We start from the raw sequence: 25,522 nt of genomic DNA, 5'->3' as shown, positions 1-25,522 counted from the left end.
ACAGGAGTGCGGGCCTCCTCCGTTTGGGTCAAGCGCCGCCGGAGCTGCTTGCGTACCGTGCTCCAATCGGAGTCGGGGTGGAAGAGTGGACGAAAGAACGCATTCGATGGGCCGGCAGCTGCCCGGGACGGCAGCCGTGCGCGGCGCATGGGGCCTGGCGGTGGTGCTGGGCCTGGGCGCGTGCGCCGAGGGCGAGATCCACCGCATCCCCCGCCCGTCCCACCCCACCTTCAGCGGCGCCGGCACCCTCGCCCGCGCCGAGCGCGAATCCGAGATGAACCGCCAGTGGCAGAACAAGCCGCTGGCCGAGCTGCTGGACGCCTACGGCCGTCCCAGGATGGTGATGAACATCCCGGGCGGCGGCATGCCGCCCAGCTTCGCCGTGGTCTACGGGACCGATCCGGGCAGCGGCTGCATCGACGCGTTCGCCGTCAGCTCCCGGGGAAACCCGGTCGTGCGCATCTATCACTGCCGCTAGCTCAAGCGGACCCCGGTTCAAAGCCCCCACGGCCGGGCACGGGTCATTTTCCCCAACGCTGGGGGATTCGCCCACCCAGCCCCGGGCCTAGGTGCCGTCCCTAAGGCCCTTTGGTGCCGTCGGGGCAGCACTTTCGCACTGTTTCGCCGCGCAACAAGTTGGCACGTCCTATGCACCTTTGCTTGCACATAAGGAGCGAGGACGATGAAGAGGAGCCGCCTGGACGGGGCCTTGAACATTTTCAAGGCCACCGCGCTTTTGATCGGGGTTGCCGGGGCGCTCGCCACTCAGGCGGGCGCCCTGGATTATTTCGGCCCGCCCCCCGCCGATGATCCATCCGCCTACCGCGACCCGCCGCCGGACCCCGACGCCGCGCTCAAGTCGCTGTATGTGCTGCCGGAGACCAACCTGGGGGCGTTCGCGCTTCCGGGCGGGGCGTTCAGCGGCAAGGTGGAACAGCGCGCCGAAAACGTGCTGCCCCCTTCGCTCCAGAGCTCCATCATGTACCCGACCAACGGGTACGCGAGCCCCATGTTCGGCGCGCAGCCCTGGACGCAGAAGCTCCTGATGTTCGAGGAGTTCGGTCCCGAGAAGCTGGACGCGGCCGCCGAAGCGGGCACCGCGCCCTTCCCGGTCCCGAGCACCGGCGCCGCGCCGGAGCAGGACCCGGACGACGTGTACCGCAGCGGCCCTGCGAGCACCTCGCTCGACGGCTTCCTCAAGCAGCCGAGCATCTTCCCCTTCCCCACGCGCCAGGCCAACATCACGGCCCTGAACCCGTGGAAGTCGCTGGTGGAGACCTTCCTCGAGCGCCCGCTGGACAAGCCGCCGGCCGAAGGCCGCCCGCCCGGGGAAGGCTGGGCCCACCAGCGCTGGAACGAGTTCTACCCGCAGAACTTCTTCAAGACGGTGCAGGCCGGCGCCCGCGTCAACGGCGGGGTGCGTGACAGCAAGCAGCTGCACCAGTACAAGTATGGTGAGTTCGGCCCCGGCGGCCTGTACCACAACACGACCGGCCTGCCCGGCTTCGACGGCACGACCCGGGGGATCCCGATCAAGATCCACCCGAACATGCCGGTGCAGGACCACAAGTCGGTGTGGACCTTCGACGGCACGCTGCCGCCCAAGCTGCTGATGGCGCGCTACGGTCAGCCGATGCTCATGCGCCACTACAACGCGCTGCCGATCGACCCCGCCGCCAACCGCGGGTTCGGCCTGCACACGATCACGACCCACGAGCACAACGGCCACAACCCGGCGGAAAGCGACGGCTTCGCCAACGCCTTCTTCTTCCCGGGCCAGTTCTACGACTACCGCTGGCCCCTGCAGCTCGCCGGCTACGACACGATCAACACCTCGGCCACCGACCCCCGCGCGGGCTTCCCCTGCGCCGAAGGCGAGACGCTGTGGGTGAACGATGCCAACCCGGGCGTCAAGACCTGCCAGAACGGCAGGATCGCGATCCGCGGCGACTGGCGCGAGACGATGTCCACGCACTGGTTCCACGACCACATGGTCGATTTCACGGCGCAGAACGTCTACAAGGGCAACGCCGTGATGATGAACTACTACTCGGCGCTGGACCGCGGCAACGAGGCCATCAACGACGGCGTGAACCTGAAGATGCCCTCCGGCTCCGCCATGCCCTGGGGCAACCGCGATTACGACGTCAACCTGGTCGTGGCCGACAAGGCCTGGGATGCCGAGGGCCAGCTGTGGTTCAACCCCTTCAACACCGACGGCTTCCTGGGTGACCGGATCACGGTGAACTGGCAGTACGCGCCCTACCTCGACGTGCGGGCGCGCCGCTACCGCTTCCGCATCCTCAACGGCTCGGTCTCGCGCTACTTCAGCATCGCGATCGTGCGCGAGGTGCAGGGCACGGGCGGCGAGCTGCCCGGACCGGCCGGCTCCGGCGTGTCGTACCAGCGCGTGCCGTTCCACATGGTCGCCAACGACGGCAACATCCTGGAGCACGCGGTTCCCTTCGACGGCTCCATGGACCTCATGGGCGACGGCAACCCCGGCAAGTACAACGGCCAGCTGCCCACGCACGCGATCGCCGAGCGCTACGACATCGTGGTCGACTTCGCGCGCCACGGCATCCAGCCGGGCGACAAGCTGTACATGGTCAACGTGAAGGAACACGCCGACGGCAAGGGCAGCAAGCGCGACGTGCCGCTGGGCGAAGTGCTTTCCGGCTCCTACCAGGCCGTGACCACGACCGACAGCAACGGCAGGGAGATCTGGACCAGGGGCGATCCCACCGTCGGCAAGTTCATGGAGCTGCGCGTGCAGGCCTACGCCGGCACCGACCAGTCCATGGACCCGTACGAGTTCGAGCCGCCCAAGCCCTCCAAGGCCGCCGGCAAGAAGATGATCCCGCTGTGGCTGGATCGCTCCAACCCGGCCGACATCGCCAAGCTGCAGAACGCGCGCCGCCGCGACTTCCACTTCGGCCGCTCCAACGGCACCGACCTGGCGCCGTGGACGATCAAGACCGACGGCGGTGCCGGCTTCGGCGCCGACATGCGCCGCATCTCCGCCGCGCCGCAACTGGCCAACGGCCCGACCGACGCCGGCTACAGCGGCGCCGGCACGCTCGAAGTGTGGACGCTCAGCACCGGCGGCGGCTGGGGCCACCCCGTGCACATCCACTTCGAGGAAGGCATCATCCTCAAGCGCGGCGGCAAGGCGCCGCCCGAATGGGAGAAGTGGGCCCGCAAGGACGTCTACCGCATCGGCAACGAGCCGGAGAGCACGTCGACCGTCGAACTGGCCATCCAGTTCCGCGAATTCGCCGGCACCTACGTGGAGCACTGCCACAACACGCAGCACGAGGACAACTCCATGCTGCTGCGCTGGGACATCGAGAAGCCGGGCCAGTTCCAGCTGATGCCCACCCCGCTGCCCACCTGGGACGGCGTGACCTACGCGCCCTCCGTCGGCCTGCCGACGTTCCGCACCGGCCAGGGCAGCGCGCTGCAGCCGATCCTGCCGCCGGCGAACATCGAGACCTTCGGCGCGATCATCCGCCCCGAGATCAAGGAGCCCCTGGTGTCGCTGCCGGCGATGTCGCTGAAGAACGTGCCGCCGCCGGCCCCGCCGGAGACCGCCCTGGCCGAATTCGTGGCCGACAGGAAGGCGCTGGTGGAGCTGGGCAAGGCCCTGTTCTGGGAAACCAAGGTCGGCAGCGACAACAAGATGGCCTGCGCGAGCTGCCACTTCAACGCCGGCGCCGACAAGCGTTCGCGCAACGAAGTCAATCCCGGCCTGAACCGCCGGACCGCGGACCTGCAGCTGGGCGACGCGGACTTCAGCTTCCAGCTGATGCCCGGTCCCAACTACCAGATGCAGCCGACGGACTTCCCGTTCACCAGGTTCGTGGCGGGCTTCAGCGGCAACGACCCGGCCAAGCGCAGCGGCCACAACGACGTGGCGGGCTCCGCGGGTGTGTTCAACGCCGACTTCACGGCCCCCAACGTGGACAAGACCAAGAGCGGCGGTGCGCAATCCGACGTGTGCAGCACCAATGCCGACGCGGTGTTCCACTCCGGCTCGGTCAACACGCGCCAGGTGACGGGCCGCAATGCCCCGAGCGTGATCAACGCGGTGTACAACTTCCGCAACTTCTGGGATGGCCGCGCCACCAACGTGTTCAACGGCGGCGACCCGTTCGGCGCCAAGAACCCGAACGCGATGATCTGGAAGATCGACAACGGCGTGATGAAGCAGGTGGCGGTGGCGCTGCCCACCGGTGCCCTGGCCTCCCAGGCCGTCGGCCCCGCGCTGTCCTCGGTGGAAATGAGCTGCGCCAACCGCACGTTCATGGAACTCGGCGAGAAGCTGCTGAACCAGCCGATCCTGGCGGCCCAGACGATCTCCGCGAGCGACAGCGTGCTGGGCGCCTACGCCACGACGGACCTGGCGAAGCGGCCCACCTACCGCGCGCTGGTGCAGCAGGCCTTCAACCCGGCCTTCTGGATGTGGCCCACCGTGGACATCACCGAGTTCGATGCCAAGAAGATCGCCTCCATGGACCTGCGTGCGAAGCCCTTCAAGCGCAAGTTCAAGAAGTCGACCGGCCAGATGGAAGCGAACTTCTCGCTGTTCTTCGGTCTCGCGATCCAGGCCTACGAGCAGACGCTGGTCTCCGACGACACGCGCTTCGACCAGTACGCCATCGGCGACGCGACCAAGCTCACGGACAGCGAGAAGCGCGGCTTCGACATCTTCATGAACAAGGGCAACTGCCACGCCTGCCACACCGGCGCGGAAACGACCGGTGCCTCCTTCCGCAACGTCACGGCGGTGCGCCTGGAGCGGATGGACATGCGCGACGGCCGCACCATGACCTACGACAACGGCTTCTACAACATCGGCGTGAGCCCGACCAGGGAAGACCTGGGCATCGGCGCACGCGACCCGTTCGGCAAGCCGTTGTCCGAGTCGATGTTCATGACGGAAGCGCTCGACAAGGACGCCGCCGCCGCGACGCTGGGCAACGAGCTGTTCGCGTGGCAGTACATGATCCCGGAGCGGACCAACCGCGTGAACGTCCAGGGCGCCTTCAAGACGCCGGGCCTGCGCAACGCCGAACTGACCGGGCCGTACTTCCACAACGGCAGCAAGGCGACGCTGATGCAGGTGGTGGACTTCTACAACCGCGGCGCCGACTTCGGCCGGGACAATGTGTTCAACCTGGCGCCGGCCATCGTTCCCCTGGGCCTCACGGAGCAGGAGAAGATCGACCTCGTGAGCTTCCTGCTGTCGCTGACCGACGACCGGGTGCGCATGGAGCGGGGGCCGTTCGACCACCCGTCCCTGTGCGTGCCGAAGAGCCACGTCGAGAGTTCGCTGGTCACGACCGCATCGTCCGTGAGCAACGCGGCCGACGACATGATGTGCCTGGATGCGGTGGGCTCGGAGGGTCGCACGACCCCGCTCACGCCGTTCCTGGAACTCTCGCCGTACCAGCATTGACATCGCAGGGTGCCGGCCTGCCCCGCCCGGGCCGGCCGGCACGTGGATCAAGGATTGATTGGATTTGGAGGCAGCTATGCGTTTGACGGGAAAAGCTCTCATCGGGATTCTCGTTCTGGGTGCAACGGGCCTGGCGTGCGCCGACGGCCTGAAGTGGGAACCGAAGGCCACGCGCGCCACGCTCGTTCCGGCCGGTGTGGTCGGTGGCCAGGCGTTGAACGTGTGCCGCGCCACCATCGGCACGCTGGTGGCGGTGGGTGAATTCGGCAGCGACCGTTCCGGCGAGTGCCGCGTCGCGGTGGCGGGCCAGCAGCAGTCGGTGCTGGAGTTCGAGGTGCTGGCGCAGGCCTTGAAGCCGGACGTGGGTTTCAGCTGGGTTCCGGGCCACGCCACGGGCTATCCCATGGGTTCGGTGATCGGGGGCGTGGCCGGCGACGGCCGGCGCACCCTGGTGTGCGCGGCGGTGCAAACCTCCGACGGCACCGTGCACCCGGGCTTCATCGCCGACGACAACTGCGTCTACACGGCCGACGGCGTCGCGCGGATGTCGGAGAACTACCTCGTGCTGGTGAGCGACGACCCGGACGTCACCACCAGCGCGGAAGCGCAGCCGGCCATGGAAGGCTTCGATCCGGGCGCCATCCTGGCGATCGGCGGCGTCACCAGCCTGTGCGGCCTGGCCGAAGGGATCTGCGCGCAGCCGTTGCCGCGCTGAGCGATTTCTTGTGATGGGGGAAGAGGCGCGCCGCCGGTAACGACCGGCTGGCGTGATCGCGGGGGCGCAGTCGCCCCCGCCTTTTTTCGCCCGCGTCTGTCAACGCGTGAACATTTGACACCGGCAACTGTCGCTGGCGCAGCTTCTTTCCAATTGACCCGACGCAATCGGATCGGGATGCCGGCTCCTACGCATGGCCATCGGCAAGGACCCCCGCCATGTTGACGCTCACCCGTGACGCCTTCCGCATCCGCGCCTCCAGCTTCGACCTCACGCAGACTCACACCCTGCTGCGCATCATGGTCGGGCGCTGATGTTCCCGCACGCCGCGTCCAAGTTCGCCGCCGGCGGCCAGCGCCGGCACGATCGGCTTCTTCGCCAAGGCCGGCATCCAGCCCGCGGAATTCATGGTCGGCTTCGCGGCGTTCTCCGACATCGCCATCGGCATCGCCCTCGTCCTCGGCATCTGCATGCGCTTCTCCGGCATTGCCGCCGCCGCGGTGCTCGCGATCGCCAGCTACGCCTTCGTGGCCGTCAAGGGCATGGCTGGACGTGGAACACGGGCGGCATCGAATACGACGTGTTCTGGGCGGCGTGCGGCCTGCTGGTCGCGCTTGACGCCTGGAAGGAGTACGCGAAGAACGCCCGCCCGGCGGGCCGGCACGGCCTGCGCCCCGCGCACGCCTGAGGCTCGATCTCCCCGCAGGCCAGGGCGCCCGATGGGCGCCCTTGTCGTTTCGGCACGCGGTCGCGCGAGGCCGTGATCACGGTCCATGTAAGGGCCACTGCTTCACCCCCTCAAAGCCATGACCCCGACCATCAAGGCCGCCCACCTGATCGAATCCGTCGCCGCGGCGCTGCAGTACATCTCGCAAGTTGCGCGTCGGGGAAAGCGTCAACTCAGGGTCTGTCCAGCACTTGCGACGGCGTGCGTACCGGCGAGGAAGCGAGATGACGATCGCCGCATCAGGAGCCGGTCGCCGATCTCGATGCATGGGGCTTCGACGAACCTGTACGCGACTGCGGCCATTGCGCACACGACAAGCATGGACACGAAGGCGCAGAGTGCGAAGGCCGTGCCTGCAGCCGAAACATGCGCCGAAATCCAGGCGAACAAGCCGTGATGGGAGAGCTGCCAGAGCGCGAAAGGATGAAGAAGATAGATGCCGAAGCTGTGCCGGCCGAGCCAGAATGTCAGGGGATTGTTCAGAATCCTGGGCAACCCCGCGACGGCGAGGCAGATCCAGAGGACGCACGCATACGCGACGAGGGGCTCGAGCGGGAGCAGCGCCAGAACTCCTTGTGGAAGGAAGATTCTCGACACGAACAACAGCGCGGATGCGAACAGAATCGCAGGAGAGTGACGTCCTAGGAACGCTATGGTCGTGGCAACTTCGGAGCGGCTGCGAAGATGCCGGACGAGGACAAACGCGAACACTCCCGACTGGAAGAAGACAAGGTTACGAGGAAAGTTCATCACCGTGTAGCCATCCTTGTGCAACCCTGTGCTTGCCACGAGGTGACGAGATGCGACGGCCAGGATGCACAGCACCAGCAACACCACCAGGCTGAGCCGCTGCCGGGAGGCGATTAAGGCAAAGAAGGGGAAAAGCAAATAGAAGCCCCACTCCACTCCGAGCGACCACCCGCCCCAGACGAGACTTCCATGCTTGCCCGGAAAGAAGGGGAACATGAAAAGCAGGTTGACGACGAGTTCAGACGTCCAGAGCGTAATCGAGCTCCCGTAAACAAAGAGCACCAGGAGTACGAGCACAAAATAGAACAGAGGCAAGATTCGGAAGGCGCGCCGCACATAGAAGCGCAGCAGACCTTCCTCGCTCCAGACCTTCGCGTGGTATCCCCAAAGCAAGGAAAACGCGCTCAGGGCGAAGAAGAAGGGCACCGCCCATCCAAAACTCAAGATGACCGATCTGGCTACCCCCTCCGGCAAAGGAACGTAGAGCGCCAGGAGGTGAAAGATCGCCACGGCGGTGGCGGCAACTCCCCGCAGCGCTTCCAGGCCTCGCACTCGGCCTTCTCCCATGGATTTCAATCCACCCCCCAAATGATGAGCTTAGATTGTGCCGGGCGTCAGGCGCAAACAGATGGCAGTGACCTGCTTTCCTTCCCGGGCTGAGGCGCGATCGCAACGGCCGCAGTCACTGGCCCAGGAGCCATTGGCAGTGGTGACGCCTCGGCGAACAGCCCTGCAGGTCGTTGCGTGCGGAAGCAAGCGTTGCCAACGTGGCGGGCAGAGTGTAAGGGCCTGCTCAGCAGGGGTGGGATAATGCCGAAAGCACCTGCTTCACCCCCTCAAAGCCATGACCACGACCATCAAGGCCGCCGACCTGATCGAATCCGTCGCTGCGGCGCTGCAGTACATCTCGTACTACCACCCCGCCGACTACATCGCCCACCTCGCCCGCGCCTACGAGCGCGAGCAGAGTCCCGCGGCGAAGGACGCGATCGCGCAGATCCTGACCAACAGCAAGATGAGCGCGACGGGCCACCGCCCGATCTGCCAGGACACCGGCATCGTCAACGTGTTCCTCAAGATCGGCATGGACTGCAGGCTCGAAGGCTTCGCCGGCAGCCTGGAGGACGCCGTCAACGAGGGCGTGCGCCGCGGCTACCTGCACCCGGACAACACGCTGCGCGCCTCGGTGGTCGCCGACCCGCAGTTCGAGCGCAAGAACACCAAGGACAACACGCCCGCGGTGGTCAACGTGGAACTGGTCCCGGGCAACAAGGTGGAAGTGACGGTGGCGGCCAAGGGCGGCGGCAGCGAGAACAAGAGCAAGATGGTCATGCTCAATCCCAGCGACTCGATCGTCGACTGGGTGCTCAAGACCGTGCCGACGATGGGCGCCGGCTGGTGCCCGCCCGGCATGCTGGGCATCGGCATCGGCGGCACCGCGGAAAAGGCGGTGCTGCTGGCCAAGGAAGCGCTGATGGAAGACCTCGACATGTACGAGCTGCAGGCCAAGTCGGCCCGCGGCGAGAAGCTGTCGAAGGTGGAAGAGATGCGCCTGGAGCTGTTCGAGAAGGTCAACGCCCTGGGCATCGGCGCGCAGGGCCTGGGCGGCCTGACCACCGTGCTGGACGTCAAGATCAGGATGTTCCCCTGCCACGCCGCCGGCAAGCCGGTCGCGATGATCCCCAACTGCGCCGCCACCCGCCACGCGCACTTCGAGCTCGATGGCTCCGGCCCCGCCTACATCGACCCGCCTAGCCTCGACCTGTGGCCGAAGATCGACTGGGCGCCCGACACGCAGAAGAGCAAGCGCGTCGACCTGAACACGCTGACGAAGGAAGAGATCGCCACCTGGAAGGCGGGCCAGACGCTGCTGCTGAACGGCAAGATGCTCACCGGCCGCGACGCCGCGCACAAGCGCATCCAGGACATGCTGGCCAAGGGCGAGAAGCTGCCGGTGGACTTCACCAACCGCGTGATCTACTACGTCGGCCCGGTCGACCCGGTGCGCGACGAGGTGGTGGGCCCGGCCGGCCCGACGACCTCCACCCGCATGGACAAGTTCACCGAGATGATGCTGGCGCAGACGGGCCTGATCGGCATGATCGGCAAGTCCGAGCGCGGCCCGGAGGCGATCGAGTCCATCCGCAAGCACAAGGCGGCCTACCTGATGGCCGTCGGCGGCGCCGCCTACCTCGTCTCCAAGGCCATCAGGAAGTCGAAAGTGCTGGGCTTCGGCGACCTGGGCATGGAAGCCATCTACGAATTCGACGTGGTCGACATGCCGGTCACGGTGGCGGTGGACGCCAACGGCACCAGCGTGCACACCACCGGGCCGGCGGAGTGGTCGAAGAAGATCGCGACCGGCGAATTCAAGAAGATTCCTGTCGCCGCAGCCTGAAACTGTCTCACAAGCGCCGCCGGAAACCCCGCCGTAGAGTTGCGGGAATGGACCGCGATCGACCCATCGGCGTATTTGACAGCGGCGTAGGCGGGCTCAGCATCCTGCGGGCCCTGCGCGCCGAGCTGCCCCGCGAGGATTTCGTCTACTTCTCCGACGCCGGGCACGCGCCCTACGGCGAGAAGGGCGAGGCCTTCGTCTCCGGCCGCTCGCTGGCGATCGCGGTGGACCTGCTGGAGCAGCACCGCATCAAGGGCCTCGTGGTCGCCTGCAACACGGCGACCGCCGCCGCGGTGCACCTGCTGCGCGCGAAGCACACGCAGTTGCCCGTGGTGGGCGTCGAGCCCGCGCTGAAGCCGGCGGCGGCGCTCTCGAAGACCGGCCGCGTCGGCGTGCTGGCCACGCGCGGCACGCTGTCCTCCGCCAAGTTCCACGCCCTGCTCACCTCCTTGCGCGACGAGGCCGATTTCGTGCTGGTGCCCTGCGACGGCCTGGCCGCCGCGATCGAGTCCGGCGACGAAGCCGAGATCCGCGAGCTGTGCCGCCGCTACACGGTGGAAATCTGCTGCTTCGGCAGCGGCCCCGGCGAGATCGACACGCTGGTGCTCGGGTGCACGCACTACCCGTTCGCGGCGGAGATCTTCCAGGAGCTGCTCGGGCCTTCCATCCGGCTCGTGGAGACCGGCGAGCCGGTCGCCCGCCAGACCCGACGCCTGCTTCAGGCCCAGGGCCTGCTCAATCCGCAGGGCGGCGGCAGGGTCGAGTGGCGCACCACCGGCCGCCCCGAGGCGCTGCAGGCCGCGGCATCGCGCTGGCTGGGCCTGCACGGCGCAGCCGGCGATCCCCCCGCGCACAGGCTGCCGCTCGCCGCCGCTTGCACAGCCGCGGCGCCGGCCCTTTAGGGTCTTCCCGCCCGCGCACTCCGTGCCTCGCAACGAGGCACGAAAGGGCCCAGGCGGATCCCCCAAAGGTTGGGGAGCGCACGCCCCCAACGTAGGGGAATTTCACCCGAGCTTCCGGCCCGAACGGGCCGAATGTCCGCCGTCGCCGGTGGTACGCCATTTGCGTAACCGTTGGTACACCGGCGCAACCATCCGCGCATACGGCCTGAGGAGAAGGGCCTGAAAGAGCCGGCCGGTGGGGCACTTTCGAACAAGAGGGACTCGGAATGAAATTACCCAAACGCAGCTTGGTTTCTGCGGCGGCGCTCCTTGCGTTGGCTGCCGCTCCCGCTCACGCCGTCCTCGAACGCATGGGCCCCATCAACAAGGCGTCCACCGTGGGCGGCTTCCCGGCCTGGTTCCAGGACAAGACCGGCGTGACGCTGGAGTTCTGCGATCCGCTCAACGGAGCGGAGCTCAATGGCGGCTGGTGCACGATCCTCGGCGGCACGCTGCCGGAGGTCTTCCCCACGTCCTACGGCCCCGAGCACTTCTACTACGCGGCGACCAACGACATGCGCGACGCCGGCACCGGCCTGCGCGCGAAGCTGGTGATCGCGATGGAAGCCGCGTTCGCCAACAACGTACCGGTCGATGGCGACCAGGTGACCTTCGGGCGCCTGCGCATCGTGGTGCCCAACCTGCCCTTCGACGGCGACTACCGGGTGATCACGCCCTACTCGGACACGACCTACGTCGACCAGGTCGCGGGCGGCAAGATCTTCGTCACCACCGACATCGGCCTGGCCTGCGTCAACACCTTCGAGTGCACGCTCAAGACCGCCATCGGCCCCTTCCTGCTGCCCGCGCCCTTCCCGGGCGGCAACGAAGTGCCCCCGCTGCCGGACCTCAAGACCGCGCCTCCCGGCACCGATCCGTTCTACGACGCGCTGATCGCCCTGGGCGGCACCACGGCCGACCCCGGCACCGGCAAGAAGTACCTGGCCGACCCCGGCCGCATCGGCCCCGTCACCGGCAGCACACTGCCCGACTTCATCGCCTACGAGACCAACGGCACCTTCGGCCCGCGCAACCACAACACCTTCCGCATCGAGGTGCGCGAGCCCTCCGTCACGCACGACGGCCCGGTGTTCTACACGCTCGAAGGCGCGAACAACTTCACCATCGGCGGCCGCCTCATGACCGGCACGCTGCCGGGCAAGGTCACGCCCACGCGCGCCGCCTACAAGGCCGACGCGGTGGGTACCCTCACGGTGCTGGACGTGTTCGCCAGCGCCTCGCCGACGACCCAGGCCCGACTGCCGGCCCAGCCCGTGCTGCCGCCGGCGATGCCCGTGCTGTCCTATTTCGACGTGCCGTGCGCCGGCGCCGTCACCGTCGACGGCGACGGCATGGTCGTCCATCCGCCGCCCTACGGCGCCCCCGCCGGCACCTCGCATGCGATGGCGCAGCAGGGCACCACGTTCTGGGCGCAGAGCCAGCCGGGCGGCGTGCCGCCCACGCACGTCTGCATCATGGACTCCTCGGCCCGCGATGCGACCGGCCAGACGGTCCCCGCCTACTACCTGCAGCGCGTGACGGACACCGTGACCATCAGCGCCGCCGGTTTCGACGGCCCGAACAACGGCACGCTGTCGGTCAACGCCATGTCCAGCGACCCGACCGCAGTGCTGACGCTCGTCGGCTACGGCCCGGCCGACGCCACGACACCCGGCGTGGCCACCGCCGCGGCCGCGGGCACCGGCCTCGACCTCGCCAACAACGCCGCCATGGTGACGGGGCTGATGGCCTCTCCCGCCACGCTGCAGGTTTCCTCTTCCAAGGGCGGCGCCGCCCTGCTGGCGACCGACACGGCGCTCGGCATGCCCGCCGGCACCGGCGGCACCGGCGGCACGGGTGGAACCGGCGGCGGCGGTGGCACCCCGCCCCCGCCCACCATCGGCACGCCGGTGGCCGTGAACGACACGGCGACGATGTTCGAGGACTGCTCGCCCACCACCTCCGACATGTGCGGCGCCGGCCAGTCGCTGCAGGTGGACCTGATCGGCAACGACACGATCACGGTCAATGGCCAGGTCACGCTGCTGCGCGACTTCGTGCGCCAGGGCCTCGGCACCGTCACGGTCGCCGGGCAGGCGCCGCGCCTCGGCATCGCCAACCTCACCGCCGACGGCGTGGTGACGTACATCCCGAACCCGAACGTCAACGGCGCGGACTCGATCCCGTACACGGTGACCGTCAACGGCAAGGTGTCGAACCAGGGCCTGCTGACCATCAACATCACCCCGGTGAACGACCTGCCCTTCGCGGCGAACGTCGCCGGCGGGGCGGTGCTGAACAAGGTGAACTCGATGAACCTGATGTCGGCCTCCACCGACCCGGACGGCGCCGCGGACCTGACGGACGCCGTGATCGTGAGCTGGCCGACGCAGCTGGGCGCGCGGCCGACGCCGGTCAACGGCCGCGTCACGTTCACGCCGACGGCCACGGGGACGTACAACATCGTGTTCCAGGTGAAGGACGCAGCCGGCGCGCTGTCGCCCAATACCGCGAGCGGCAGCGTCTCGGTGCTGACCGCGGAGACGATCTCGTTCACCAAGTCCGACTACACGGCGGCGCAGGCGCGCTGGGTCGTGAGCGGCGCCGACACGGTGCGCGAAGGCCAGACGCTGACGGTGGTCTACGCCGACGGCAAGACGCGCGCGAGCGGCATCACCTGCAACGGCACGGCGACCATCCCGGAGTGCGTGCTCGGAACGGTCACCCTCGACGGCGCGGGCAACTTCCTGTTCGACCAGATCTTCGCGGCCGGCACCGCGAAGGACCCGACCAGCACGAGCTACTGGTTCAAGGTCCCGACCTCGGTGAAGGTGTTCTCCAGCTCGCCGGTCCTCGGCGGCGCGGGCACGGCGACGATCCTGAAGAAATAAGCGCCTGTGGCGCCCTGTGCCATGACGCCGTCATGGCATCGCCGCGAAGAGCGGCGACCCGGAGGCACCGGCCGCAAGGCCGGTGCCTTTTCTCATGGCGCGGCCAGGGCCGCCGCGCGGCCCCGGGCCACATCGACTTTCAGCAGCAGCACCAGGCCGATGACGAACAGGACGGCGGTGCTCAGGATGGCGAGGCGCTGGTTGCCCTGCGTGGCCCAGGTGATGGCGCCGTAGCTCAGGGGCCCGACGATGCTGGAGAGCCGGATCGCGAAGGTCCATAGCCCGTAGAACTCGGCGAGCTGCCGCGGCGGCGCGAACATGCCCGCGAGCGCGCGGCCGGCCGACTGGCTCGACCCCATGCACAGGCCGGCGATGGCGGCGGCCCACCAGAACTGCCCCTTGGTCTGCGAAAGGGCCGCGATCACGCAGGTGGCGACCCAGCCCACCAGCGTGCTGCCCAGCGCGATCTTGTGGCCGATGCGGTCCTGCAGGTAGCCCCAGGCGAAGGCGCCGCCGGCGGCCGCGAGGTTCAGCACGAAGATCAGCACCATCGTCTCCTGCTGCTGGAAGCCGATCACGCTCTCGGCGTAGATCGCCGCCAGCGTGATCGCGACCGCCACCCCGCCCTGGTAGAACACGGCGCAGGCCAGCAGCCACATGAAATCGCGGTAGCGGCGGGCCGCCGCGAAGGTGCGCCGCAGCTGGTGCAGCGAGGCCGCGAAGCCGCCCTCGCGCAGCGCCTGCGCTTGCGGCCGCGCGCGTTCGGTGAGCAGCCGGAAGGTGGCGATGGAGGCCAGCCCGTAGAGCGCCGCCGTGACCAGCATCGTGACCGGCACGAACTGCGACGCCGGGATGCCGTGCCCCTGCGCCCACAGCACGTACGCCAGGCAGATGCCCAGCGCCAGCATGCCGCCGAAATAGCCGAAGCCCCAGCCCCAGCCGCTCACCTTGCCGAGCGACTCGGGCCGCGCCAGCTCCGGCAGGAAGGCCGCGGTGAGCGATTCGCCGTAGCTGTAGAAGACGTTCGAGACGACGATCAGGACCATCGCCAGCCCCACCGCGCCGGGGCGGGCGAGCGCGAGCGCCGCCGTGCTCACCACGCAGCCGAGCGTGACCACGGCGAGGATGCGCTTCTTGGCCGCCCGCAGGTCCGCGTAGGCGCCCAGGCTGGGCATCGTGACCATCACGATGAAGTAGGAGATGCTCAGGGCGAGCGTCCAGGCGAAAGTGGCCCATTCCGCCTTCTGGGCGATGCCGCCGACGAAATAGGCGGCGAAGACGGCGGTGATGACCACCGTGGTGTAGCCGGAGTTGGCGAAGTCGTACATCGCCCAGCCGAACACCTCGCGCTTGCGCACCCCGGGGTTCAGGGCGTCCTGGGAGAACAGGGCCATGGGCGGCAAGCATAGCGGAGCCTTGATCTCCATCAGTATCGCCGCCGGCGCCGGGTCTAAGTTGATCCCTGCGGCGCCCCCATGGCGCCCGCAGGACACGGACATGCAGGAGGCCGACCGCCACCCTTCCACCTTCGATCCGATCGCGTTCGCGGAGGCGCCGACGCTGCCGCTGCTGTTCGCGCGCCGCTGCGAGCGCTCGCCGGACACCGAGGCCTATCGCCAGTTCGAGGCCGCCACCGGCGGCTGGCGCAGCGTCAGCTGGGGCGAGACGCAGGCGCTGGTGGGCCGCTGGCGCGCCGCGCTCGCGCGCGAGGGGCTCGCGCCCGGCGAGCGCGTGGCGGTCCTGCTGCGCAACAGCCTCGAGTGGGTGTGCTACGACCAGGCGGCGCTGTCGCTGGGGCTGGTCGTGGTGCCGCTCTACGCCACCGACAGCGCCGGCAACCTCGCCTACATCCTGGGCCACTGCGGCGCCCGGGTGCTGCTGCTCGAGGAGGAGGCGCGCTGGCGGGCGCTGGAGGCGCTGCGTCCGCAGTTCCCCGCACTGGCGCGCGTCGTGTGCCTGGGTCCCGCCGCGGGCGACGCCACGCTGCGCCACGTGCGCGAGTGGCTGGAAGATGCACCGGAGGCGCCGGCCGCCACGGCGGAGGATCCGGGCGCGCTCGCCACCATCGTCTACACCTCCGGCACCACCGGGCGGCCGAAGGGCGTGATGCTGTCGCACGGCAACATCCTGTCGAACATCGACGGCGTGCTGCGCACGGTGCGCGTGTATCGCGAGGACCTGTTCCTGTCCTTCCTGCCGCTGTCGCATGCGCTGGAGCGCACCGTGGGCTACTACGCCGCGATCGCGACCGGCAGCGCGGTGGCGTACGCGCGCTCGGTGCAGGAGCTCGCCGAGGACCTGCAGGCGATCCGCCCCACCGTGCTGATCTCGGTGCCGCGCATCTACGAGCGCATCTACGCGCGCATGCAGCAGGACCTGCAGGCCCGCGGCGCGCCGGCGCGCCAGCTGTTCGACTGGGCCGAATCGATCGGCTGGCAACGCTTCGAGGCGGGACAGCACCGCGGCGAGCCGCCCGGCCCGCTCGCGGCGCTGATGTGGCCGGTGCTGCGGCACCTGGTGGCCGACCGGCTGCTGTCGCGCCTGGGCGGACGGCTGCGCCTGGCCGTCTCCGGCGGCGCGCCGATGTCGCACAAGCTCACGCACTGCTTCGTGGGCCTGGGCCTGCCGCTGCTGCAAGGCTACGGCCTGTCGGAAGCCGCGCCGATCGTCACCGCCAACCGGTTCGAGGACAACGTGCCGGAGTCCGTCGGCCGCCCGATTCCGGGCGTGGAGCTCAAGCTGGGCGATCGCGACGAACTGCTGGTGCGCGGGCCCAACGTGATGCTGGGGTACTGGCGGGATGCGGAGAAGACGGCCGAGGTGCTCGGCGAGGACGGCTGGCTGCGCACCGGGGACATCGCCCACATCGACGCCGCGGGGCACGTCTCCATCGTCGGGCGCATCAAGGAGATCCTGGTGACCTCCACCGGCGAGAAGGTGCCGCCGGCGGACCTGGAAATGGCGATCGCGGAGGATCCGCTGTTCGAGCAGGTGATGGTGCTGGGGGAGGCGCGGCCCTACGTGGCGGCGCTGGTGGTGCTCAATCGCGAAACCTGGCGCGCACTGGCCGCGAGCCTGCAGGTGGATGCGGACAGCGCCGAGGCGTTGCAGCAGCCGGAGGTGCGGCGCGCCGTGCTGGGGCGGCTGGAGGAGCGGGTGGCGAGCTTCCCCTCGTACGCGCGGGTGCGCCAGGTGTGGCTCACGCTGGAGCCCTGGACCACCGACGAGGGCCTCATCACCCCCACGCTGAAGTTGCGCCGCAGCGCGCTGCAGGAGCGCTTTGCGGCGACGATAGCGACGCTGTACGAAGCGCGCGCTTGAGGCGCGCTCAGTGCAGGTGGCGCGGGCGCCGGCCGCCGCCGTGGCCGGACGGGCCGCCGCCGCTGCCGCGCGGCGGCTTGCCCAGCTCGAGCGAGCTCACCAGCGCGTCGAAGCGCTTGGAGAACAGCTTGTCGATCTCGCCCACCACGCCGTCGAGTTCCGTGGGCTCGAAGTGGCGCTCCATCAGGTTCACCACGTCCTGCACCAGCAGGTCGCGCTGGACCTGCATGATGGCCGCCGGCGTCGGGCCGACGAACAGCATGAGGAAGTCGTCGCGCGACTCGTCCTCGGGACTGGCCTCTTCCTCGTCGAACTCGGCGTCGTAGAAGGTCACCTCGATGGCCGCGCCTTCCTCGGCGAGCTCGTTGAGGCTCATGCACATCTCGTCGAGCTGCTGGCGGAAGTCGAGGTCGCCCGCGACCGTCCAGCACATGGTGAGCAGGCGTTCCGGGGCGTCGAACTTGATGCCGGGCTCTTCCTCGTAGGCGCTCTCGGCGCCGTCGGCCAGCGACTTGGCGCCGGCATAGGTCCACAGGGGTTTCAGCGCCTCCTGCAGCTGGGCGTAGGTCACGCCCGTGCGCAACGGCACATCGCCGTGCACGTGGATTTCGAAGGGGGCGTCGTATTGGGACATGATGCTCTCCGGCCCTATTGTGGACCGAACCGGCAGGGTTTCATCTGGCTGGAGCCGTGAATGGATGGGGCGGCGAGGGGCTCCATGGAACCCCCGTTGGTGCCCCGACCGGGAATCGAACCCGGACGCCGCTATTACACGGCGGCGGATTTTAAGTCCGCTGTGTCTACCGATTTCACCATCGAGGCGGCCCGCCGACTGTAGCGCACGGCGGGCACCTCCGCGGCCTACGGGCAGGCCACGCCGCGCGGCGTCCAGAGGGTGCCGGAGCCGCCGTAGAACAGCTCCGTGCAGGTCGGCATGCCCGCGTTGTGCAGGATGACGCCCTCGGCGGATCCGACGACGTAGTCGACCTCGGTCGTGAAGCCGCTGCTCTGGATGTCGCCCGATAACGGCGCCCCGTTATCCAGGTAGAAGGGCATCACGTTCCACAGGCCGGTGACTCCGTCGCGACTGGCGGTGTTGCGGAAATAGGCGATCACCACGGAGCGCGGTCCTCCCCGTCCCGGGGTGACGAACTTGACCGAGCCATTCGCCACCGACTGCTGCCAGCAGGCCGAGCGCCAGGTGTCGCAGGCGGCGGGCAACTGATGGGCGCCGAACACCTTCGTGCCGACGGGCGCGATCGTGGACGGCGGCCAGCCCGGCGGCGCCGGTTCCAGTTCAGTCGTGACCGACACTGTCACGGTGCCGGTGTTGCCGCTCATGTCCTGCGCCGTGACATTCAGGACCAGCACCCAGTCATAGGGCAGCGGCGGCGCAGGGTTGCTCCACACGAGCGAGCGCCGGTCCGCCGCAAGGGTCACCGTGCTTCCCAGGATGGCCGCCGTGCCGCGCTGTTCGCGCGCATAACCCACGGCCTCGACCCGAAGCGCGTCGGCAAGTGGTTCATCGGCGGCGATCGTTACCGAAGAAGTGACAGAGATCGGGGAACTGGTCACCAGGCTGAGCGTCGGGGGGGTGACGTCGGCCGGAGTGACGTCCGGAGGAACACCCACCACGTCGCCCCCTCCACCGCCACAGGCGGCGAGCATCAAGAACGAAACCAGCGCCACGATGCGGGCGCAGCAGCGCAAGAACCTCTGAGCAGACATGGTTCCAACTCCCTGGGTAGCCAGCCTGTTCAGTATGGTCGGGTCCGTTGCGCCTGCTGTGCCTTGGATCAAGGAACGGACATCAAAAAAGGGAAGCCCTTCGGGCTTCCCTTTGCGATTGGAGCGGGAGACGAGTCTCGAACTCGCGACCTCAACCTTGGCAAGGTTGCGCTCTACCAACTGAGCTACTCCCGCATCGACTTGTCTGGAGGCGCGTACCGGAGTCGAACCGATCTAAACGGATTTGCAATCCGCTGCATAACCGCTTTGCTAACGCGCCCCATTGCCCGAGGACATCAGATGCAAAGGGACGCCGGCTGGCGTCCCTTTGACGAATCTGGAGCGGGAAACGAGGCTCGAACTCGCGACCTCAACCTTGGCAAGGTTGCGCTCTACCAACTGAGCTATTCCCGCGTCGAAGCCAAGATTATAGCCGCAGTTTTCGAGCCTCCTGACTGGAGGCTGAAAAACTGCGCCCCCGCGCAGGCGGGGGCCCAGGGCCATCAACCTCAGTGCTTGACCGCCACCGGCGTCGTCTTCTCCGCCACCGGCGCGGCCGCCTGCACTTCCTCGTCGGTCAGCGGCGTGGGCTGCCGCTCCAGCGCGACTTCCAGCACCTTGTCGATCCACTTCACCGGCACGATCTCGAGGCCGTTCTTCACGTTCTCGGGGATGTCCTGCAGGTCCTTCGCGTTCTCCTCGGGGATCAGCACCGTCTTGATGCCGCCACGCAGGGCCGCGAGCAGCTTCTCCTTCAGGCCGCCGATCGCGGTGACTTCCCCGCGCAGCGTGATCTCGCCGGTCATCGCGACGTCGGCCCGCACCGGGATGCCGGTGAGCGCGGAGACCAGCGCGGTCGTCATCGCGGCGCCGGCGGACGGGCCGTCCTTGGGCGTCGCGCCATCCGGCACGTGGATGTGGATGTCCTTCTTCTCGAACATCTCGTCCTTGATGCCCAGCGCACGGGAGCGGCTGCGCACCACGGTGCGCGCGGCCTCCACCGATTCCTTCATCACGTCGCCCAGCGAACCGGTGCGGCTGATGACGCCCTTGCCGGGCATCAGCGCCGTTTCGATGGTCAGCAGGTCGCCGCCCACTTCCGTCCACGCGAGGCCCACCACCTGTCCGACCTGGTTCTGCGCCTCGGCGCGCCCGTAGGTGTGCTTGCGCACGCCCAGGAAGTCGTTGAGGTTTTCCGCGTTGACCTTCACCATCGGCGTCATCTTCTTCAGCTGCAGGCCCTTGACCACCTTGCGGCAGATCTTGGACAGCTCGCGTTCCAGCGAGCGCACGCCGGCTTCGCGGGTGTAGTAGCGCACGATGTCGCGCACGGCCGATTCCTCGACCAGCAGCTCGGTTTCCTTCACGCCGTTGTTCTTCATCTGCTTGGGCAGCAGGTAGCGCATGGCGATGTTGGTCTTCTCGTCCTCGGTGTAGCCCGAGAGGCGGATGACTTCCATCCGGTCCAGCAGCGCCGGCGGGATGTTCATCGAGTTCGAGGTCGCCACGAACATCACGTCCGACAGGTCGAAGTCGACCTCGACGTAGTGGTCGCTGAAGGTGTGGTTCTGCTCGGGGTCCAGCACCTCCAGCAGCGCCGACGCCGGATCGCCGCGGAAGTCCTGCCCCAGCTTGTCGATCTCGTCGAGCAGGAACAGCGGGTTGCGCGTGCCGACCTTCGACAGCGACTGCAGCACCTTGCCCGGCATGGCGCCGATGTAGGTGCGGCGGTGGCCGCGGATCTCCGCCTCGTCGCGCATGCCACCCAGGGCCTGGCGGACGTACTTGCGGCCGGTCGCCTTGGCGATCGACTGGCCCAGCGAGGTCTTGCCGACGCCCGGAGGGCCGACCAGGCACAGGATCGGCGCCTTGACCTTGTCCACGCGCTGCTGCACCGCGAGGTATTCGAGGATGCGGTCCTTGACCTTCTCGAGGCCCCAGTGGTCCTCGTTGAGCACCTGCTCCGCGTAAGCGAGGTCGTGCTTGATCTTGGTCTTCTTCGCCCAGGGCAGCGCGGTCAGCACGTCGATGTAGTTGCGCACGACGGTCGCTTCCGCGGACATCGGCGACATCAGCTTCAACTTCTTGAGTTCCGCGTCGGCCTTCTTCTTGGCCTCCTTGGGCATCTTGGCGAGCTTGATCTTCTTCTCGATCTCCTCGATGTCGGCACCTTCCTCGCCTTCACCGAGTTCCTTCTGGATGGCCTTGACCTGCTCGTTCAGGTAGAAATCGCGCTGGTTCTTCTCCATCTGCCGCTTCACGCGGCCGCGGATGCGCTTGTCGACGTTGAGGATCTCGACCTCGCGCTCGATCTGCTCGAACAGGTTCTCGAGGCGTTCCTTGACGTCGGCCAGGTCCAGCACGACCTGCTTGTTGTCCAGCTTGAGCGGCAGGTGCGCCGCGATCGTGTCCGCCAGCCGGCCCGGATCGTCGATCGATGCGATCGAGGTCAGGATCTCGGGCGGGATCTTCTTGTTCAACTTCACGTACTGGTCGAACTGCTGCAGCACCGCGCGGCGCAGCGCCTCGATCTCGGCCGACTTGGCGTCCGTGCCGCCGGATTCCACCGGCATCACGGTGGCCGTGAAGTGGTTGTTGCCGTCCACGATCTTGGCGACGCGGGCCCGCTGCTGGCCTTCGACGAGCACCTTCACGGTGCCATCGGGCAGCTTGAGCATCTGCAGGATGGTGGAGATGCAGCCGACCTCGAACATGTCGGACACGGAAGGCTCGTCCTTGGCGGCGGCCTTCTGCGCGACCAGCATGATGCGGCGCTCGGCCTCCATCGCGGCTTCCAGCGCCTTAATGCTCTTGGGGCGGCCGACGAACAGCGGGATGACCATGTGGGGGAACACCACCACGTCCCGCAGGGGCAGGAGGGGCAGGTCCATCGGGTCAGAAGGCAAGGGGGTATGTCCTGACATGGCAATCCTCATAGTGACCAGCCATAGATGGCCGGTTTCGGGACATTTTCAACCCGGCAGCGCCACCATGGGGGCCGCAAGGTCGCATCGTAAGGAAAAAAGCGAAGCGGGCCGGCGTGCGATCGTTGCGAAAGCGCCCGGCCCGGGTCATCAGGCCTTCTTGGCCGCTTCGCGGTACACCAGCAGCGGAGGCTTGTTTTCCTCGATGGTGTTCTCGTCGACCACCACCTTCTCGACGTTGCTGATGTTCGGCAGTTCGAACATCGTGTCGATCAGCGACTGCTCCAGGATCGAGCGCAGGCCGCGCGCGCCGGTCTTGCGGTTCAGCGCCTTGCGGGCGATCGCCTTGAGCGCGCTGGGCCGCACCTCCAGCTCGACCCCTTCCATCGACAGCAGCTTGGCGTACTGCTTGACCATGGCGTTCTTCGGCTCGGTCAGGATCTGCACCAGCGCGTCTTCGGACAGCTCGGTCAGCGTGGTGACCACCGGCAGGCGGCCCACCAGTTCGGGGATCAGGCCGAACTTGATCAGGTCTTCCGGCTCCACCTCGCGGAACATGTCCGAGAGGCTGCGCTCCTTCTTCGTCTTGACGGTGGCGGAGAATCCCATGCCGGAGGTTTCGGTGCGCTGCTCGATCACCTTTTCCAGGCCCGCGAACGCGCCGCCGCAGATGAACAGGATGTTGGTCGTGTCGATCTGCAGGAAGTCCTGGTTCGGGTGCTTGCGCCCGCCCTGCGGCGGCACGCTGGCCATCGTGCCTTCGATCAGCTTGAGCAGCGCCTGCTGCACGCCCTCGCCCGAGACGTCGCGCGTGATCGAGGGGTTGTCGCTCTTGCGCGAGATCTTGTCGATCTCGTCGATGTACACGATGCCGCGCTGCGCCCGCTCCACCTCGTAGTTGCAGTTCTGCAGCAGCTTCTGGATGATGTTCTCGACGTCCTCGCCGACGTAGCCGGCTTCCGTCAGCGTGGTGGCGTCGGCCATCACGAAGGGCACGTCCAGCATGCGCGCGAGCGTCTGCGCCAGCAGCGTCTTGCCCGAACCGGTGGGGCCGATCAGGAGGATGTTGCTCTTGGTGAGCTCGACTTCGTCCTTCTTCGCCTTGTCCTTGTGGCGCAGGCGCTTGTAGTGGTTGTAGACCGCCACCGAGAGCGCGCGCTTGGCGGGCTCCTGGCCGATCACGTAGTTGTCGAGGTTGGCCTTGATCTCGGCGGGCGTCGGCAGGTCGCCGCGGGCCTCGCGCTGTTCGTCGCCCGCGGGAAGCTCGTCGCGGATGATCTCGTTGCACAGGTCGATGCACTCGTCGCAGATGAAGACCGACGGCCCCGCGATGAGTTTCTTGACCTCGTGCTGGCTCTTCCCGCAGAACGAGCAATACAGCGTCTTCTCGCTGGAGGAGCCTTTTCGGTCGGCCATTTTGTGTAACAGGTGAGTTGCGTCAATGATAAGGGGAAAGGGGCTAGGGCCTAGGGGTTAGGGGCCAGGGGTGTTGTAAGACCGGGGCGATCCCCCGGTTTTCCCCTAGTCCCTGGCCCCTAGGCCCTAGCCCCTGCGAAGCGGCCGTCGGGCCGCCGCCAGCGGCCTTACGGCCGCTTCGCGATGACCTGGTCCACCAGGCCGTAGGCCTTCGCTTCTTCGGCTTCCAGGAAATAGTCCCGGTCGGTGTCGCGTTCGATCTTCTCCAGCGGCTGCCCGGTGCGCTCCGCCAGGATCTTGTTCAGGGTGCCCTTGGTCCGCAGGATGTCGCGGGCGTGGATCTCGATGTCCGTCGCCTGGCCCTGCATGCCGCCCAGGGGCTGGTGGATCATGATCTTGGAGTTGGGCAGCGCGAAGCGCTTGCCCTTCTCGCCGGCCGCCAGCAGGAAGGCGCCCATGGAGGCGGCCATGCCGGTGCACAGGGTGGAGACCGCCGGCTTGATGAAGTTCATCGTGTCGTAGATCGCCATGCCGGCGCTGACGCTGCCGCCCGGGGAGTTGATGTACAGCGAGATGTCCTTGTCCGGGTTCTCGGATTCCAGGAACAGCAGCTGGGCGACCACCAGGTTGGCGGTCTGGTCGTTGACCGGGCCCACCATGAAGATCACGCGCTCGCGCAGCAGGCGCGAATAGATGTCGTACGACCGCTCGCCGCGGCCGGACTGCTCGATGACCATGGGGATCAGGCCCAGGCCCTGGGTATCAAGTGCGCTCATGGGGGGAATTTGGCTCCGTTGGTTGGCTGTACTTTAGCCTGAATGGAGTTGGGGCCTGGCAGGGCTTTGACAAGCCCCCCAGGCCCCGCCAGGACGCGGCCTGCAGGCCGCTTCTGGTCCGTTTACGCCGCCGGCGGCGCTTCGGGCGCCTCGACGGCCGGCGTCTGCTGGCCCATCAGCTCGTCGAAGTCGACCTTCTTCTCCGTGACCTTGGCCTTCGTGAGGATGAAGTCCGTCACGTTATTCTCGATCACGATCGCTTCCACCTCGGCCAGGCGGCGATTGTCGCTGTAGTACCAGCGCACGACGTCCGCCGGGCGCTCGTAGCTGGCGGCCAGTTCCTCGATGTGCTGCTTGATCTGTTCCGGCTTGGCTTCCAGGCCGTTGGCGCGCACCAGTTCGGCCACCACCAGGCCCAGGCGCACGCGGCGCTCGGCCTGCGGGCGCACGATGTCCTCGGGGATCGGCAGCTTGTCGGCGTCCTTCAGGCCACGCTGCTTGAGCTCGTTGCGCTGCATCTCGATCAGGCGGTCGATCTCGTTCTTGACGATCGAGTTCGGCAGGTCCAGCTCGGAGCGGGCGATCAGCGCGTCCATCGCGGCCTGCTTGTTGCGGGCCAGCAGGCGGAACTTCACTTCGCGCTCGAGGTTGCGGCGGATGTCGGCGCGCAGCGCCTCGACGGTGCCGTCGGCGATGCCCAGCGCCTTGGCGAAGGCCTCGTTCACCTCCGGCAGGTTCGAGCCCTCGATCTTCCTGACGGTGACCATGAAGTCGGCCGTCTTGCCCGCCACGTCCTTGCCGTGGTAGTCCGCCGGGAAGGCGAGCGGGAAGGTCTTGCTCTCGCCGGCCTTCATGCCGCGCACGGCCTCGTCGAACTCCTTGAGCATCTGGCCTTCGCCGACCATGAACTGGAAGGCTTCGGCCTTGCCGCCCTCGAAGGGCTCGCCGTCGATCTTGCCTTCGAAGTCCACGGTGACGCGGTCACCGGCTTCGGCGCCGGCGTCCTGCGGGCGCTGGGCGAAGGTGCGGCGCTGCTTGCGCAGGATGTCCAGCGTGCGGTCGATGGCGGCGTCGCTCACGTCGCTGCTGATGCGCTCGATGTCGGCTTCGGCCAGCTCGCCGATCTTCACCTCGGGGTACACCTCGAACACCGCGTCGAAGGCCAGCTCGCCCTCGGGGGCGCCTTCCTTCTCGGTGATCTTCGGCTGGCCGGCCACGCGCAGCTTGGCCTCGTTGGCGGCGGCGGCGAAGGCCTCGCCCACCTTGTCGTTCATGACCTCGTAGTGCACCGAATAGCCATAGCGCTGCGCCACGACCGACAGCGGCACCTTGCCGGGGCGGAAACCGTCCATCTTCACGGTGCGCGCCAGCTTCTTCAGGCGCTGGTCGACTTCCGACTGGATCGCGTTGACGGGCAGGGTCAACGTCATCTTGCGTTCCAGCTTGTCCAGGGTTTCTACGGTCACGGCCATGA

The 25,522-nt window shown here is 67.7% G+C and carries 17 protein-coding genes and 4 tRNA genes; 8 read left to right on the top strand and 13 right to left on the bottom strand.

Features of this window, described 5'->3' with window-relative positions; genetic code table 11:
• Nucleotides 1-85: 85 nt before the first annotated feature.
• The 3 genes from WG923_RS05190 to WG923_RS05180 all read left to right on the top strand — a co-directional run bounded on the left by WG923_RS05190 (nucleotide 86) and on the right by WG923_RS05180 (nucleotide 6,176).
• Entirely contained in the window at nucleotides 86-478 is a 393-nt protein-coding gene (locus WG923_RS05190; RefSeq protein WP_340349874.1) for a hypothetical protein, read from the top strand.
• A 204-nt stretch (nucleotides 479-682) separates the two neighbouring features.
• The gene (locus WG923_RS05185; RefSeq protein WP_340349873.1) at nucleotides 683-5,461 is read left to right on the top strand and encodes a cytochrome c peroxidase; all 4,779 of its coding nucleotides are present in this window, start codon (nucleotides 683-685) and stop codon (nucleotides 5,459-5,461) included.
• 76 nt (nucleotides 5,462-5,537) lie between these two features.
• Nucleotides 5,538-6,176: a DM9 repeat-containing protein gene (locus tag WG923_RS05180; RefSeq protein WP_340349872.1), complete on the top strand. Its 639-nt coding sequence runs from the start codon at nucleotides 5,538-5,540 to the stop codon at nucleotides 6,174-6,176.
• 280 nt (nucleotides 6,177-6,456) lie between these two features.
• On the opposite strand, the gene WG923_RS05175 is transcribed toward WG923_RS05180, so the two are convergent.
• Entirely contained in the window at nucleotides 6,457-6,663 is a 207-nt protein-coding gene (locus WG923_RS05175) for a hypothetical protein (protein WP_340349871.1), read from the bottom strand.
• On the opposite strand from WG923_RS05175, the gene WG923_RS30400 reads away from it, so the two are divergent.
• A complete protein-coding gene (locus tag WG923_RS30400; protein WP_445322896.1) occupies nucleotides 6,584-6,940 on the top strand; it encodes a hypothetical protein in 357 nt (118 codons plus the stop codon). The genes WG923_RS05175 and WG923_RS30400 overlap by 80 nt on opposite strands.
• Before the next feature lie 131 nt (nucleotides 6,941-7,071).
• Here the strand turns inward: WG923_RS30400 and WG923_RS05170 are convergent, their stop codons facing one another.
• Nucleotides 7,072-8,205, bottom strand: coding sequence for an acyltransferase family protein (locus WG923_RS05170; RefSeq protein WP_340349870.1), 1,134 nt, complete (start codon nucleotides 8,203-8,205; stop codon nucleotides 7,072-7,074).
• A gap of 292 nt (nucleotides 8,206-8,497) precedes the next feature.
• Between WG923_RS05170 and WG923_RS05165 the strand changes: the two genes are divergently transcribed.
• The 3 genes from WG923_RS05165 (at nucleotide 8,498) to WG923_RS05155 (ending at nucleotide 13,883) form a co-directional block, all read left to right on the top strand.
• Complete coding sequence (locus tag WG923_RS05165) at nucleotides 8,498-10,051, top strand: fumarate hydratase (RefSeq protein ID WP_340349869.1); 1,554 nt, start codon at nucleotides 8,498-8,500, stop codon at nucleotides 10,049-10,051.
• Between the two features lie 47 nt (nucleotides 10,052-10,098).
• Complete coding sequence (murI, locus tag WG923_RS05160) at nucleotides 10,099-10,953, top strand: glutamate racemase (RefSeq protein WP_340349868.1); 855 nt, start codon at nucleotides 10,099-10,101, stop codon at nucleotides 10,951-10,953.
• A 350-nt stretch (nucleotides 10,954-11,303) separates the two neighbouring features.
• Nucleotides 11,304-13,883 carry an Ig-like domain-containing protein gene (locus tag WG923_RS05155; RefSeq protein WP_340349867.1) on the top strand — a complete coding sequence of 860 codons (2,580 nt, stop codon included), beginning with the start codon at nucleotides 11,304-11,306 and terminating at the stop codon, nucleotides 13,881-13,883.
• Nucleotides 13,884-13,975: 92 nt separating this feature from the next.
• Here WG923_RS05155 and WG923_RS05150 read toward each other — a convergent pair whose 3' ends face one another.
• Entirely contained in the window at nucleotides 13,976-15,277 is a 1,302-nt protein-coding gene (locus WG923_RS05150) for an MFS transporter (RefSeq protein WP_340349866.1), read from the bottom strand.
• 103 nt (nucleotides 15,278-15,380) lie between these two features.
• Between WG923_RS05150 and WG923_RS05145 the strand changes: the two genes are divergently transcribed.
• Nucleotides 15,381-17,204 carry an AMP-dependent synthetase/ligase gene (locus WG923_RS05145; protein WP_340349865.1) on the top strand — a complete coding sequence of 608 codons (1,824 nt, stop codon included), beginning with the start codon at nucleotides 15,381-15,383 and terminating at the stop codon, nucleotides 17,202-17,204.
• A gap of 7 nt (nucleotides 17,205-17,211) precedes the next feature.
• Here the strand turns inward: WG923_RS05145 and WG923_RS05140 are convergent, their stop codons facing one another.
• The 10 genes from WG923_RS05140 to tig all read right to left on the bottom strand — a co-directional run bounded on the left by WG923_RS05140 (nucleotide 17,212) and on the right by tig (nucleotide 25,520).
• Nucleotides 17,212-17,838 carry a DUF6806 family protein gene (locus tag WG923_RS05140; RefSeq protein WP_340349864.1) on the bottom strand — a complete coding sequence of 209 codons (627 nt, stop codon included), beginning with the start codon at nucleotides 17,836-17,838 and terminating at the stop codon, nucleotides 17,212-17,214.
• A 97-nt stretch (nucleotides 17,839-17,935) separates the two neighbouring features.
• Nucleotides 17,936-18,026 (bottom strand) — tRNA-Leu (locus tag WG923_RS05135).
• 39 nt (nucleotides 18,027-18,065) lie between these two features.
• Complete coding sequence (locus tag WG923_RS05130; protein ID WP_340349863.1) at nucleotides 18,066-18,932, bottom strand: hypothetical protein; 867 nt, start codon at nucleotides 18,930-18,932, stop codon at nucleotides 18,066-18,068.
• A gap of 119 nt (nucleotides 18,933-19,051) precedes the next feature.
• Nucleotides 19,052-19,127: transfer RNA gene (locus tag WG923_RS05125), tRNA-Gly, on the bottom strand.
• 11 nt (nucleotides 19,128-19,138) lie between these two features.
• Nucleotides 19,139-19,212: transfer RNA gene (locus WG923_RS05120), tRNA-Cys, on the bottom strand.
• A 58-nt stretch (nucleotides 19,213-19,270) separates the two neighbouring features.
• Nucleotides 19,271-19,346 (bottom strand) — tRNA-Gly (locus WG923_RS05115).
• 95 nt (nucleotides 19,347-19,441) lie between these two features.
• Entirely contained in the window at nucleotides 19,442-21,856 is a 2,415-nt protein-coding gene (gene lon, locus WG923_RS05110; RefSeq protein WP_340349862.1) for an endopeptidase La, read from the bottom strand.
• Nucleotides 21,857-22,006: 150 nt separating this feature from the next.
• The gene (gene clpX, locus WG923_RS05105; protein ID WP_340349861.1) at nucleotides 22,007-23,272 is read right to left on the bottom strand and encodes an ATP-dependent Clp protease ATP-binding subunit ClpX; all 1,266 of its coding nucleotides are present in this window, start codon (nucleotides 23,270-23,272) and stop codon (nucleotides 22,007-22,009) included.
• Nucleotides 23,273-23,439: 167 nt separating this feature from the next.
• Entirely contained in the window at nucleotides 23,440-24,048 is a 609-nt protein-coding gene (gene clpP / locus WG923_RS05100; protein WP_340349860.1) for an ATP-dependent Clp endopeptidase proteolytic subunit ClpP, read from the bottom strand.
• A 122-nt stretch (nucleotides 24,049-24,170) separates the two neighbouring features.
• Nucleotides 24,171-25,520, bottom strand: a complete 1,350-nt coding sequence (gene tig, locus WG923_RS05095; RefSeq protein WP_340349859.1) for a trigger factor — start codon at nucleotides 25,518-25,520, stop codon at nucleotides 24,171-24,173.
• Nucleotides 25,521-25,522: the final 2 nt, after the last annotated feature.

This window comes from Ramlibacter sp. AN1133 (genome assembly GCF_037890035.1).
Lineage (GTDB): Bacteria > Pseudomonadota > Gammaproteobacteria > Burkholderiales > Burkholderiaceae_C > Ramlibacter.
The sequence above is the reverse complement of the archived record's forward strand: the minus strand, read 5'-3'. Positions and strand labels throughout refer to the sequence as shown.

What these genes read in the sequence shown, in the direction of transcription:
- WG923_RS05185 (WP_340349873.1), top strand. Translation starts at nt 683, where the DNA reads ATGAAGAGGAGCCGCCTGGACGGGGCCTTGAACATTTTCAAGGCCACC.
- WG923_RS05180 (WP_340349872.1), top strand. Translation starts at nt 5,538, where the DNA reads ATGCGTTTGACGGGAAAAGCTCTCATCGGGATTCTCGTTCTGGGTGCA.
- WG923_RS30400 (WP_445322896.1), top strand. Translation starts at nt 6,584, where the DNA reads ATGGTCGGCTTCGCGGCGTTCTCCGACATCGCCATCGGCATCGCCCTC.
- WG923_RS05175 (WP_340349871.1), bottom strand. Translation starts at nt 6,663, where the DNA reads ATGCCGGAGAAGCGCATGCAGATGCCGAGGACGAGGGCGATGCCGATG.
- WG923_RS05165 (WP_340349869.1), top strand. Translation starts at nt 8,498, where the DNA reads ATGACCACGACCATCAAGGCCGCCGACCTGATCGAATCCGTCGCTGCG.
- murI (WP_340349868.1), top strand. Translation starts at nt 10,099, where the DNA reads ATGGACCGCGATCGACCCATCGGCGTATTTGACAGCGGCGTAGGCGGG.
- WG923_RS05155 (WP_340349867.1), top strand. Translation starts at nt 11,304, where the DNA reads ATGGGCCCCATCAACAAGGCGTCCACCGTGGGCGGCTTCCCGGCCTGG.
- WG923_RS05150 (WP_340349866.1), bottom strand. Translation starts at nt 15,277, where the DNA reads ATGGCCCTGTTCTCCCAGGACGCCCTGAACCCCGGGGTGCGCAAGCGC.
- WG923_RS05145 (WP_340349865.1), top strand. Translation starts at nt 15,381, where the DNA reads ATGCAGGAGGCCGACCGCCACCCTTCCACCTTCGATCCGATCGCGTTC.
- WG923_RS05140 (WP_340349864.1), bottom strand. Translation starts at nt 17,838, where the DNA reads ATGTCCCAATACGACGCCCCCTTCGAAATCCACGTGCACGGCGATGTG.
- WG923_RS05130 (WP_340349863.1), bottom strand. Translation starts at nt 18,932, where the DNA reads ATGTCTGCTCAGAGGTTCTTGCGCTGCTGCGCCCGCATCGTGGCGCTG.
- lon (WP_340349862.1), bottom strand. Translation starts at nt 21,856, where the DNA reads ATGTCAGGACATACCCCCTTGCCTTCTGACCCGATGGACCTGCCCCTC.
- clpX (WP_340349861.1), bottom strand. Translation starts at nt 23,272, where the DNA reads ATGGCCGACCGAAAAGGCTCCTCCAGCGAGAAGACGCTGTATTGCTCG.
- clpP (WP_340349860.1), bottom strand. Translation starts at nt 24,048, where the DNA reads ATGAGCGCACTTGATACCCAGGGCCTGGGCCTGATCCCCATGGTCATC.
- tig (WP_340349859.1), bottom strand. Translation starts at nt 25,520, where the DNA reads ATGGCCGTGACCGTAGAAACCCTGGACAAGCTGGAACGCAAGATGACG.